This window comes from Natrinema hispanicum (assembly GCF_004217335.1).
Taxonomy (GTDB): Archaea; Halobacteriota; Halobacteria; order Halobacteriales; family Natrialbaceae; genus Natrinema; species Natrinema hispanicum.
Map to the genome: position 1 here is coordinate 70,052 of NZ_SHMP01000006.1, position 11,857 is coordinate 81,908.

Here is an 11,857-nt window from a genome sequence, read left to right on the forward strand (position 1 = left end):
GCAGAACGGGCGTGGCGGGATTCGAACCCACGATCAGAAGGTTAGGAACCTCCTGCCCTCTCCGCTAGGCCACACGCCCCGGCGTGAAAAGAACGTTAGTTGGTTTCCGTTTCGACGTCCGTCTCGTCTTCGTTGGTAACTGGCTCCGTGTCGACGAACTCGTCGTCACCGCCAGCACTGTCGTCGTAGTCCCCGGATTCGCGCATTTCCTCGAGCTCCGATTCGACCTTTTCGCGCCCCTTCTGGAACTCACCCATGGCTTCGCCGGTCGACCGTGCCAGCTTCGGAATCTTGTTGGCCCCGAAGAGCAAGATGGCAAGGAGCAGGATGACGCCTAGCTCCATCGGTCCGAATCCGCCGGGGATGAACAGCGGTGTTAGTTCGGCTTGCATTTCTACGCACAGCTTGTCCACTGGCAATTATAACCTTTTTGGACCACTCAGGTAATCAAGCGGCCACGACAGTCCGTCTACGAACGAGATTCGCCGAAAAATGAAGCGACACAGTTCGACTAACGCTCGTCCCTTCTCTGTTTCCGTCGACTGCCATCCGTCGAAACCCTTCCGCGAACGAAACTGTCTTTCCCGCGTGGACGCAACGGACTGACGATGGTAACGACCGGAGACGCCGCACCCGATTTCACCGCACCGCTTGCGAACGGCGACATCGAGGAATTCACCCTCTCGGAACGGCTGGAAGAGGACGAACCGATCGTTCTGGCCTTCTTCCCCGGCGCGTTCACGAGCGTCTGTACGACTGAAATGTGTACGTTCCAGGACCGACTGGCCACGTTCAACGACCTCGATGCCACCGTCTACGGTGTCAGCCGGGACTCGCCGTTTACGCTCAACGAATTCCGCGCGCAGAACGACCTCGAGTTCGGCCTGCTCAGCGACTACAACAAAGAGCTCATCGACGACTACGACATCGAGATGGATTTCGCCGATCTGGGCGTCTACGGTGTCGCCAAGCGGTCGGTGTTCGTCATCGACGGTGACGGCGACGTTGCCTACTCGTGGGTCAGCGACGACCCCGGTGTCGAACCCGACTACGACGAGGTCGAGGCCGCAGTCGAGGACCTCTCCTAACGACTCCCTGCAGACCAGCCCGACAACCGTCGCAGAATTTTTTTAGTCTGCAGCCGATGGGTCAGTATGAGCGATTCTGCCGCCGAGGATCCCCGCCGTGTTTACTCCCCCGACGACGACCACGCGTTCCCCGACGAGAAGCTAAACCGGGTCCTCGAGTACATCGAGAACGACGACGAGATTGCGGCCTATCTCGAGGCACAAAACATCAACGCGGTCGACCGGATGCGATACAACGATCACGGGACGAAACACATCGAGATCGTCCGTAATCGGGCACTGTGTCTGTACGACCTGCTTAAGACCGGTAACGTCGATTTCAACGGGGCTCGCCAGCAGGGACTGGCCGAGGAAGACGAGTCTGTCATTATCGCCCTTGCGGCGACGCTCCACGACGTCGGCCACGTCGTTCACCGCGATCGTCACGCCTACTACTCGATCCCGCTGGCGGCAGACATCCTTGATCGAGTCCTCCCCGAATTCTACGACATCGCGGAGACCGTCCGAATGAAAGGCGAGGTCCTCCACGCGATTCTCTGTCACCACACCGCCGAGACGCCGCTGACGACTGAAGCCGGCGTCATCCGTGTCGCCGACGCTCTCGATATGGAACACGGCCGCTCCCGGATCCCCTACGAGTCCGGCGGTCGAGGCATCAACACCCTCTCGAGTCAGGCGATCAGCCGCGTCTCGCTCCAGCAGGGCGATACGACGCCAGTCATGGTCGAAATCGAGATGACCAACGCTGCCGGCGTCTATCAGGTCGACAACCTGCTGAAAGCCAAGCTGAGAGACTCCGGCCTCGCAGACCAGATCCGGATCGTCGCCGTCAACACGAACGAAAATCGCGAGCAGCTGGTCGAACGGATCGAGCTGTAACGGACGCGGGGTCGACTCGACGAACCGCTACACTGACTTACAGCCAGTCGTATAGGACACGCAATGTCGACGCAGCTTGCTGTTTTGGCGCTTCTGACCGGGTTAGTGACCGGCGCGCTGTTCCGGTTTCTCAACATTCCGATCCCTGCACCGCCGGAACTCCCCGGCCTCATGGGAATCGTGGGGATCTACCTCGGGTACAAGCTAATCGACTACCTTGGCGTCGGCGTCAATCTCCTCGAGACGATCGGCCTGTAGCGTCAGGTCCCTTCGCCTTATGCTGACCGGATGCCGACCGAGAGCCGCATCGCTGCCCAGATCAACAACAGAATCGCCGCAGGTGCGAATACGGTGGCGACGAACGGGAACAAAGACGATGGGAGGGTGCTGTAGAGGAGGACACCGATACCGACGAGAAGCAAGACGAGAACTACAGGAGCCCGCTGACCGGTTCGATCGTCGTCCATGTGTTGACATGGAACGTCGGAGGTATAAACGGTTCTACTCGAGGCGTCGATCGGGCTGAAAATCGGACCCCAAGTTGCGAGGTTAGTAGCTGCGCTCTTTGGGCTCGTAGGTCTTGTTCTCTCCCTCGAGAATGACCGGGCGATAGAAGATCGAGGGTTTGCCGTCGTCCCAGGAAACGAGCGTGTGTTTGAGCCACTCCTCGTCTTTACGTTCTTGGTGTTCCTTGCGCCAGTGAGCGCCACGGAACTCGTCACGGACGAGCGCGCCGAGCGCGATCGTCTCGGCGACGTCGATCAGGTTCCGCGTTTCGATGGTCTGCTGGAGGTCGGTGTTGAACGTCCGCGACGGGTCGTCGACGTAGACATCCTGATACTCCTGGCGGCACTCGCGGATGATCTCCAGGGCCTTCTTGACGCCGTCCTCGGTCCGGAAGACGTTCACGTAGTCGGTCATCGCCTGCTGGAGTTTCGCGCGAATCTCGGAGTGCTGGACGCCGTCGTTTTTGTCCAACAGCCCGTCGACGCGTTCGCGAGCCGTCTCGACGTGTCGCTCGAGGACGCCTTCGGCGTCGGCCGTGACGCCACCGTCGGCAGCGACGCCGCCGCTCGTCTCGAGTCCGGCTGCGCCAGGGGCGACTGGGAACTCGGTGTCGGTTTCGTCCTCGACGTCGTCGCCGTAGCCGGTCCGGATCTCGGCTTCGCCGAGGTCCCCGCCGGCAGCGTGGTAGCCGGCGCGTCGGCCGAAGACGATCAGTTCCGGCAGGGCGTTGCCGCCCAGTCGGTTGCCGCCGTGGACGGAGACACAGGCACACTCGCCGGCTGCGTAGAGGCCGTCGATGCAGGTCTGGCCGTTCTCGTTGACCTCGATGCCACCCATCGCGTAGTGCTGGCCAGGTTTGACCGGCATCGGTTCGACGAGGCCGTCGACGCCCTCGAAGTCCTCCGCGAGGTGCAGAATGTTCTCGAGGCGGTCCATGATGCGCTCTTCGCCGAGGTGGCGCATGTCGAGGTGGACGTACTCGTCGTCGACGCCACGGCCTTCGTTGACCTCCGTGAGCTCTGCTCGAGCGACGACGTCGCGGCTGGCGAGTTCGCCGGAGTTGTTCGCGTAGCCGTGCTCGAACATGAAGCGTTCACCCTCGTTGTTGTAGAGGATGCCACCTTCACCACGGACACCCTCGGAGATGAGGACACCCGTCGACGGCAGCGACGTCGGGTGGAACTGGATGAACTCCATGTCCTCGAGGGGGACGCCCGCTCGGTAGGCCATGGCCTGTCCGTCGCCGGTACAGGAGACGGCGTTGGTCGTGTGGTCGAACGCCTGGCCGGGGCCGCCGGTCGCGAGGACGACGCCCTCGTTGGCCTTGAAGCCTTCAATCTGGCCGGACTGGACGTCGTAGGCGACGACACCGTGACACTCGCGGTCGTTGGGGTCGTCTTCGTCGGTCGTCGCGAGGTCCATGACGTACCACTCGTCGTAGACCTGAATGCCGCGTTTGACGACCTGTTCGTACATCGTGTGCAGCAGGTGATGGCCGGTCTCGGCACCCGCGTAGGTCGTCCGTGGGTACGAGAGACCACCGAACGGTCGCTGCGAGACGGTACCGTCTTCCTCGCGGGAGAACGGCATCCCCCAGTGCTCGAGATTGATCGTCTCTTCGGGGGCGTCCTGGGCGAGGGTCTCGACCGCCGGCGCGTCGCCGAGGTAGTCCGACCCCTTCATCGTGTCGTAGGCGTGGAGTTCCCAGTCGTCGCCTTCCTGTAAGGCGGCGTTGATGCCACCTTCCGCCGCGCCAGTGTGGCTGCGGACGGGGTGGAGCTTCGTGACCATCGCCACGTCGGCTCCCGCTTCGTGCGCTGCGACCGCGGCTCGGAGGCCGGCACCGCCGGCGCCGACCACGATAACGTCGTGTTCGTACATGGTTACCAGAACTTCAGGTTTTTCTTGACTGCTTCCCGCTTGAGCTCCTGAATGTGCTCGGTGAGCGGAATGTCTTTCGGACACACTTCGGTACAGGAGAACTGGGTCTGGCACCGCCAGACGCCGTGTTCCTGTTCTAAGATGCGGAGTCGGTGCTCTTTGATGTCTTCTTCCTCGCGGTCGTCCATCGCGAACTTGTAGGCCTTGTTGATCGCCGCAGGGCCGAGATACTCGTTATCGCCGGCTGCGATGTTACACGAGGACATACAGGATGCACACCAGATACAGCGCGTAGACATCTTGACCTTCTCGCGGTTTTCACGCGACTGGCGCTGTTCTTCGAGCTTGCTCGCGTCGGGCGTGTCTTCGCTCTTGAAGTACGGTTCGACGGCGTGCATCTGGTCGTAGAAGTGGTCCATATCGACGACCAGGTCCTTGACGACCTCCTGGTGTGGCAGCGGTTCGATGCGGATCGGCTGCTCGAGATCGGAGATCTGTGTCTTACAGCCAAGTCGTTGCTTGCCGTTGACGAAGAAGGCGTCGGAGCCACAGACCGCCTGCCGACAGGAGTGGCGGAAGGTGAGCGACGAATCGTACTCGTCGCGGGCGTACATGACCGAGTCGAGGACGGTCATCCCCTTCTCGAAGGGGACGTGGAAGTCGTCGAACCGAGGTTCCTGCTTTTCTGCGACCTCGGGGTCGTAGCGGAACACCTTGATGTGGACCGTCTCTCCATCGAACTCGGCCTGACTTTCGTCACGCTCGTCGACCATGCCGCCGCCTTTTTGTTTCTCGGCTGCCGGCGATTCCGCGCCTTTCATCGCCGGGTCGTCCGGTGCTTCTTGCGTGTCGGGTTCGGCTTGTTGCGTGCTCATGTTAGATCATTCCCCCCATGACGAGTGCGACGTAGGTCCCCTGTGCGACGAGTGCAACGCCGGCGAGGGTAAGCACCGCCAGGATGACCTTCTTCTGGGTGCCCTTGAGACCCTGATTGACCAGCGCGTTGTAGACGCCGTTGACGCCGTGGAACGCGGCAGTGACCAGGAACAGGACCATCGTCAGGAGGTAGCCGATATTCTCCATTCGGGCCTGCGTTCCCAAGAAGGTTACCTCGTACGCGTGGTTGACGAAGTGCAGAAGGAAGAAGTGGAAGGCGAGAACGACGACGAGAAACGCCGCCGTAATTCGCTGGAAGAACCAGCCGGTCCCGCCAGGCGTAAACGAGGAGTATCGTTCTGCCATTAGATACTCACCCCCGTCAGGAAGGTCGGAACGCTGGCGACGGTGATCGCACCCGTCAGGATCAGCGAGGCGTAGAAACTCTTGTCCTGTGCCTCGAGTCCGACACCCAGATCGACCATCAGCAGGCGGAGGCCGTTTAAGATGTGGAAGACGGCCACCGCAAGCAGGCCGATCTCGAGCAGTCGGATGAGGAACAGACTCTCGAGTCCCTGTAGCGTCGTGGTGTAGACGTCCGTTTCGCTCATGATTGCCGCTTCGTTACCGGCTGCGCCGAGAGAAGTGCTCAGCACGGAAATGTGGGTAAACAGGTAGCCGATCAGGATCCATCCGGTGAACTTGTGGAAGATCCATGCCCACATCCCGGCCGAGAACTCCTTCCAGCGCCCGAAGTCCTCGACGAGACCGCGATTGTAAGACTGACTCATACGCTCATATGGTCCGTTAGACCGCGGGGGTATAGAAGTTACTTTTATCTCGTCACCGTCGCTTTCAGTCCACCCAATATATGATGGGACGATAACAGCTTTCGCCGAGCGCCGAACCCGTTCGGGCCAGTGCGGTCGACTCGCTGCTGGCGCTGTGTGGGATCGCCAACCACAGCGGCCAGCCGTGGTCTCATACGGTCTGCTGTCCCGATGTCCCGGTGGGCCCGCAGTGCGGGTCGCGGGTGCACCGAAACTGACTGACAGGAGTCCGTATCAGAGTTCCGATCGCGAACTTTCAGTCGTCCGCTCGCGCGAGAGCGCGGTGAGCGTATCTGGCGAGAGCCCAACCAGATGGCAAAGCGGGTTCCCCGGGTAGACGACGGGGTTCTCGAGGACGCCGACGATGAGACCGGTAAACGGCGCTTCGACGGTGACGATGTCCTCCTCTTCTTTGAACGGGTTGGTAATGGCACAGATCACTTCGCCTTCCTCGACGAGCGCACCCCGGCCGCGTTTCATGTCGACGATGCCACCGGCGTCGGCACGGAGCCAGGTCTTCTCGTCGTCGGTATCGATGACGGTGCGCCAGCCGGGCCAGTGGACTGACGACTCTCGGTGGAGGCCGAACTCGGCGAACACGCTTGCGACGCCGGTGAGCGCACGATCGATCAGCCGGCGCTGGAAGCGGTGGGCTTCGCCCATCTCGACGGTGATCGTGGGAATGCCGGCTTCGCTGGCTTCGCGGCGCAGCGTTCCGGATGGGCCTTCGCCCGCGATGATAACGTTCGAACTGAACGCGTTGGCGAGTCTGGCGACGTCCGGTCGCTCCATGTTGGCCCGAACGTGGAGCATGTTCGTCCGCCCGCGGGTCGACGTATGGAAGTCGACGCCGAGATCACAGGGTTCGATGAAGTTCGTGAAGATCTGGTGGGCCATCCGTCTGGCGCTGGTCGACCCCTCGCGCCCGGGGAACGACCGGTTCAGGTCCCGGTCGTAAATTGGCAGATACCGTTCCTGTGCGATGAAGCCGGGGACGTTCATCACGGGCAGACAAACCAGCGTCCCATGCAGGATGGAGTGGTCCCAGTCGTGGGCGACCTCCCGGACGACCTCGATCCCGTTGAGTTCGTCGCCGTGGGCCGCCGCCGAGAGAAAGACCGTCGGCCCCGGGTGTTCACCGTTGATCACCGTGACGGGGATCCTGACAGGGTCCCCGAGATACGTTTCGCTGATACCGTACCGAATGTTCGCCGACTCGCCGGGATCGACGCGCCCGCCGTTGTACGTAAACGGCTCGTTCAGCTCGTCGGTTTCGCGTCCGTCGTCGGGCGGTTCGGTCGCCGTGTCGTCGCTCATAGGAGGTTCTCCGGGGGCATCACCGTGAATCTTCCCCCTTCCCTGTCGCTCGAGATGACTGTTCATCGACCCAGAACATCGTCGTTGACCGGTACTCGAGCCGTTTCGTGTCACTTTCGCGGTGAACGCCAGGTTCGTTCGAACAACGGATAGCAGAATCTGGAGTTGTGGGCATACGTTTTGTACCAGGCCATGCTATGGGCACCCATGGAAATTCGAGAGGCGACAGCATCGGATGCTGAGGCGATTCGCACCATCGCACACGACTCACTCAACTCCACGTACACGTCGTTCCTCGCCGAGGAGACGATCGACGATGCGATCGAACAGTGGTACGGTGACTCGTTCATCGACGACCTCGAGGACGACCGTGTGGTCTTTCTGGTCGTCGAGGACGACGGTGAGCTCGTCGCGTTCTCCCAGAGCGAACTGGTCGGCCAACAGATCAACGCCGGCCACCTCCTCTGGTTGCACGTGCATCCCGACCACCGCGACGGCGGCACCGGCGTCCGCCTCCTCGTTCGGACCCGCGAAACGCTGCTCGAGAAGGGAGCCGACGAGATCCAGTGTTTCGTGCTCGAAGACAACGAGGTCGGCAACGAGTTCTACCGGGCCCACGGTTTCGAACAGGCCGACCAGCGCGAGATCGAGATCGGGGCGGAGACGTTCACGGAAAACGTCTACGTCGAAAGTGATCTCGAGGACGACGGCGAGTGGGGCGCGATCGACGTGGTTACGGTCGACGGTGAGACGGTCTACGTGAGCTACGGCGAAGCGGCTCGTGGTTCGAAGGCTCCGTTTTACACCGCCTACCGAACCGAAGATCGGGCGGAACGCTACGCCTGGCTCTGTGGGAACTGTGATTCGATCGATAACGCGATGGATGCGATGGGGCGGATCGAGTGTAACAACTGCGGGAACCGGCGAAAAGCGACCCGGTGGGACTCCGCGCACCTCTAGGCGACTTCAAATTCGTTTTCACCCGTGTGTTGTCCGGTCGGTCACACCGGTCGCGAGCCACTGTAACGAGTGTCTATTCGATGTGTACGGTTGTCTTTCAGCTGTTTGCACCCCGTTACCAGCGGCCACGTTCCCGGGCAGGTCGGAACGCGATCTGCGGCGGATCCCGTGCTGGAAAACCGAGTATCACTGTTCTCGTAACGACTGTGCTCCGTCTGTTGTCTCCGCATTACAATTGGTCGAGCCGTCGCTGCGAGAAGTACGTGGGTCGCTCTCAGCTGCACCGTCGGATGACTGCGGATGTCTCATCGGGGTGAGTACGTCGAATGAACAGGGAAGATCACATCGTTCACGGCTTCAAGGCAACGCTCGTTGCGCGCGCGATCTACATGCTTTCGAGCGCGCTGCTAATGTTCGTGCTGGCGCGGTACCTGCTCGAGCCGAATGAATACGGCACCCTGTACTGGGCGATTGGGGTACTGGCCATTATCCAACTCTTTGCCGATCTCGGCCTTTCGCGGTCCGTCGCCCGGTATCTCTCCGAGTATCGTGAGACGGATCCGGGACAGGTGCCGTATCTCCTCAAGACGACGGTCGCGGCCAAGCTCGTTTTGATCTCGTTTATCGCGTACGTGCTGTTGCTCTATCACGAGTGGATCGCGACCGTCCTCGGTGAACCGGAAGCAGTCCCCTTTCTCGCGGCGGGCGTCCTCTATCTCGTCGCTTTTTCGTTTAGTACCTTCTCGCAGGTGGCGTTTCAGGGATTCAACCACCTCGGCTACAGCGCCATCGTGCAGGCGATCAGCGGCGCGGGGCGGCTGCTATTCGCTGTCGTGTTCGTCCTCGCCGGCCTCGGCGCACTCGGTGCGTTCTTCGGGTACATCGTCGGCTACGCACTCGCCGGCGTCATCGGCATAGGAATCCTCTACTATGGATTCTACAGACGGTACGATGCGGCCGACGAGTACGAAGATGGTCTCTCACGGCGGCTCCTCGAGTACAGCGTGCCGCTGACGGCGACACAAAGCGCGAACGTGATCGACAAGCAGATCGACATCGTCCTGGTCGGCCTCTTCCTCAATCCTGCCGCGGTCGCGTTCTACACCCTCTCAAAACAGATTTCGGATTTCGTCCTCGCACCCGCCGCGTCGCTTGGCTTTACCATCTCACCGAACTTCGGCGAACAGAAGGCCGCAGGCGAACTCGAGAAGGCCAGACGGATCTACGAGACCTCGCTGACGAACGTGCTGTTGCTCTACATTCCGGCTGCAGTCGGCCTCGCGATCGTCGCAGGGCCGTTCCTGACGATGGTCTTCGGGAGCGACTATGCGGCGGCGGTACCGGTGTTGCAGGTGCTTGCGGGGTTCGTCGTGTTACAAGCGATTACGAATCTGACCAGCGACAGTTTGGACTATCTCGGTCGTGCTCGAGCGCGTGCCATCGCCAAAGGCGCAACGGCAATCTCCAATCTCGGGCTGAACATCCTGTTGATTCCGTGGATCGGCGTCGTCGGTGCGGCGATCGCGACGGTCGCGACGCACACGGTGTACGTGGCGGTGAACCTCTACGTCGTCCACACCGAACTCGACCTGAACGTCGTGCGGCTCGCTCGCACGACGGGACTGATTTGTGCGATTACGGGCGTAATGGCGGTCACCGTCTTGCTCGTGACGCCGCTGGTCTCGAGTCTGTTCATGCTGGGTGGTGCGATCGCACTCGGTGCCATCACCTGGGCGCTGCTCGCAGTCGTAAGCGGGCTTGTCGATCCGGGTCAGGTTCGGTCGGTGATCAGTTAACAGTCATGTCTGCCACGATGGCGCGTGGCCCTGTGTGAGTCGCCTGAACTGCCAATACTTATCCGACGGGTGGGTGTCTAGTCCGTATGGCCGGTGCAGATCCCGTGACCGTCGGGGTATTGAGTCTTCATACGAGCAAGGAAACGAAAGCAATTCTCAACGCTGTCGAGGATCTCGGGCACGATACCGAGTGGCTTCGCGCGGAAAATACGTCGATCAGCGTCACCGACGGCACTCCCGTCCTCGAGCCCGAGGTTGACGTGATCGCAAACCGGATGTTGCTCTCGAACACCGAACAGCCCGCCGAGGAACTGGGTCTCGCCAACACGTTCTCTCAGTTGGTTCCGACCCTCAACGAACCGGATTCCGTGTTGACCGCGATCCACAAACTCTCGACGGCGACCGCGCTCGCGGGGAACGACGTCCGGACACCCGATGTCACACTTGCGCTAAGCGGCGATCAATTGAATGCCGCACGGAGTCGGTACGGCGAGGAGGCGGTCTACAAGACGGCGATTGGCACCCACGGCGGCGGGACGTGGAAGGTCGGCCCCGACGATCCGATCAACGCCAAGGTCGGCAACCGGTATGCGTTCCTGCAGGAACTCGTCGATCAGGAAGACGTCCGCCATCGTGACCTGCGCGTCTACGTCGTCGGCGGCGAGGTCGTCGCCGCGATGTATCGCTATGCGCCGGACAACGACTGGCGAACGAACGTCGCCCTCGGCGGCTCCGTCGAAAACGCGACCGACGACCTCCCCGAGGAGGCTGCCGAGATGGCCCGCCGTGCGTCTGACATCGTCGATCTCGATTACGCCGGCGTCGATCTCGTCGAGGGCGACGACGGCTGGTTCGTCCTCGAGGTCAACCCGACGGCTGGCTTCAAGGGACTCTACGAGGCGACACAGGTCAGCCCCGCACCCTACATCGCCAAACTGGCGATCGAGCGTGCCGGCGGCGAGGTCGACGACGACCGCGTGCACGATCTCTCGAACGTTCTCGACGACTCCCGGCCGACGGCCCAGCCGACGGAAGCGATCGCACAGGACACCGAACCGGCTGTGATCGGCTACACCGAGGAGGTCGTCCTCTCTGGCACGAGCGGTTCGAAATCGGTACTGGCCAAATCCGACACCGGCGCGACGCGGACGAGCATCGACACGAGCCTCGCCGCAGATATCGGTGCCGGGCCGATCAAATCCATCACCCGAATTCGATCCGGAAGCAGCAAACAGGCCAAGAGCCGGCCCGTCGTCGACGTCGTCGTCGGCGTCGGCGGCAACCAACACACCGTCACGGCGAGCGTCGAGGACCGCGGTCACATGGACTATCCCGTCCTGCTCGGTCGAGATATCCTCGAGAACTATCAGGTCGACGTCAGCCGCCGGATCGACAGTGACGTTGCCGACACACCCGAAGAAGAGGAATAGCAGTCCGTTCGGTTTTGATTTCTCCTGGTCTTCGACTGGAGTCACGGATTCGATGTCATCAGGCTCATTCCCATGTGTCAGTGATGACAGCTCAACACACGAACGCGAAGACAGGGTACCGTCCACCACCGGGCTCGAGGAGAACGGAGAGGGGCTAACAACCAACGCCGGTAATCTCCAGTTGACGACCCAGAACACCCGTATACCGCCGGAGCAGTTGCCGGTGAGCGACGACTGTGCCCTCGAGAAGGGAGCCCAATGGGATTCGGTGAACAGCTCATTCAGCGACGGTC

At 61.4% G+C, this 11,857-nt stretch carries 13 protein-coding genes and 1 tRNA gene; 6 read left to right on the plus strand and 8 right to left on the minus strand.

Annotated elements, in window-relative coordinates; translation table 11 throughout:
• Window positions 1–6: 6 nt before the first annotated feature.
• Both BDK88_RS14775 and BDK88_RS14780 read right to left on the minus strand, forming a co-directional pair.
• A tRNA-Arg gene (locus tag BDK88_RS14775) sits at window positions 7–79 on the minus strand.
• 16 nt (window positions 80–95) lie between these two features.
• Window positions 96–392, minus strand: coding sequence for a Sec-independent protein translocase subunit TatA/TatB (locus BDK88_RS14780; protein WP_092932967.1), 297 nt, complete (start codon window positions 390–392; stop codon window positions 96–98).
• 216 nt (window positions 393–608) lie between these two features.
• Here BDK88_RS14780 and BDK88_RS14785 point away from each other — a divergent pair, with 216 nt between their 5' ends.
• The 3 genes from BDK88_RS14785 to BDK88_RS14795 all read left to right on the plus strand — a co-directional run bounded on the left by BDK88_RS14785 (window position 609) and on the right by BDK88_RS14795 (window position 2,225).
• Window positions 609–1,088: a redoxin domain-containing protein gene (locus BDK88_RS14785; RefSeq protein WP_130501109.1), complete on the plus strand. Its 480-nt coding sequence runs from the start codon at window positions 609–611 to the stop codon at window positions 1,086–1,088.
• A gap of 66 nt (window positions 1,089–1,154) precedes the next feature.
• Window positions 1,155–1,967 (plus strand): HD domain-containing protein, encoded by an 813-nt coding sequence (locus BDK88_RS14790; RefSeq protein WP_130501110.1) that lies wholly within the window; start codon window positions 1,155–1,157, stop codon window positions 1,965–1,967.
• A gap of 63 nt (window positions 1,968–2,030) precedes the next feature.
• On the plus strand, window positions 2,031–2,225 hold the full coding sequence (locus BDK88_RS14795) for a XapX domain-containing protein (RefSeq protein WP_130501111.1): 195 nt from the start codon (window positions 2,031–2,033) through the stop codon (window positions 2,223–2,225).
• 17 nt (window positions 2,226–2,242) lie between these two features.
• On the opposite strand, the gene BDK88_RS14800 is transcribed toward BDK88_RS14795, so the two are convergent.
• The 6 genes from BDK88_RS14800 to BDK88_RS14825 all read right to left on the minus strand — a co-directional run bounded on the left by BDK88_RS14800 (window position 2,243) and on the right by BDK88_RS14825 (window position 7,378).
• A complete protein-coding gene (locus BDK88_RS14800; protein WP_092932975.1) occupies window positions 2,243–2,434 on the minus strand; it encodes a hypothetical protein in 192 nt (63 codons plus the stop codon).
• An 82-nt stretch (window positions 2,435–2,516) separates the two neighbouring features.
• The gene (locus tag BDK88_RS14805; protein WP_130501112.1) at window positions 2,517–4,355 is read right to left on the minus strand and encodes an FAD-binding protein; all 1,839 of its coding nucleotides are present in this window, start codon (window positions 4,353–4,355) and stop codon (window positions 2,517–2,519) included.
• Window positions 4,356–4,357: 2 nt separating this feature from the next.
• Window positions 4,358–5,230 (minus strand): succinate dehydrogenase/fumarate reductase iron-sulfur subunit, encoded by an 873-nt coding sequence (locus BDK88_RS14810; protein ID WP_130501113.1) that lies wholly within the window; start codon window positions 5,228–5,230, stop codon window positions 4,358–4,360.
• Window position 5,231: 1 nt separating this feature from the next.
• Window positions 5,232–5,597: a succinate dehydrogenase hydrophobic membrane anchor subunit gene (locus BDK88_RS14815; RefSeq protein WP_130501114.1), complete on the minus strand. Its 366-nt coding sequence runs from the start codon at window positions 5,595–5,597 to the stop codon at window positions 5,232–5,234.
• Window positions 5,597–6,022, minus strand: coding sequence for a succinate dehydrogenase, cytochrome b556 subunit (sdhC, locus tag BDK88_RS14820; RefSeq protein ID WP_130501115.1), 426 nt, complete (start codon window positions 6,020–6,022; stop codon window positions 5,597–5,599). The genes BDK88_RS14815 and sdhC overlap by 1 nt, the downstream gene beginning before the upstream one ends.
• Before the next feature lie 273 nt (window positions 6,023–6,295).
• Entirely contained in the window at window positions 6,296–7,378 is a 1,083-nt protein-coding gene (locus BDK88_RS14825) for a succinylglutamate desuccinylase/aspartoacylase family protein (protein WP_130501116.1), read from the minus strand.
• 207 nt (window positions 7,379–7,585) lie between these two features.
• Here BDK88_RS14825 and BDK88_RS14830 point away from each other — a divergent pair, with 207 nt between their 5' ends.
• The 3 genes from BDK88_RS14830 (at window position 7,586) to BDK88_RS14840 (ending at window position 11,564) form a co-directional block, all read left to right on the plus strand.
• The gene (locus tag BDK88_RS14830; protein ID WP_130501117.1) at window positions 7,586–8,338 is read left to right on the plus strand and encodes a GNAT family N-acetyltransferase; all 753 of its coding nucleotides are present in this window, start codon (window positions 7,586–7,588) and stop codon (window positions 8,336–8,338) included.
• A gap of 326 nt (window positions 8,339–8,664) precedes the next feature.
• Window positions 8,665–10,134 carry a flippase gene (locus BDK88_RS14835; protein ID WP_130501118.1) on the plus strand — a complete coding sequence of 490 codons (1,470 nt, stop codon included), beginning with the start codon at window positions 8,665–8,667 and terminating at the stop codon, window positions 10,132–10,134.
• Between the two features lie 86 nt (window positions 10,135–10,220).
• Window positions 10,221–11,564: a RimK family alpha-L-glutamate ligase gene (locus BDK88_RS14840; RefSeq protein WP_130501119.1), complete on the plus strand. Its 1,344-nt coding sequence runs from the start codon at window positions 10,221–10,223 to the stop codon at window positions 11,562–11,564.
• Window positions 11,565–11,857: the final 293 nt, after the last annotated feature.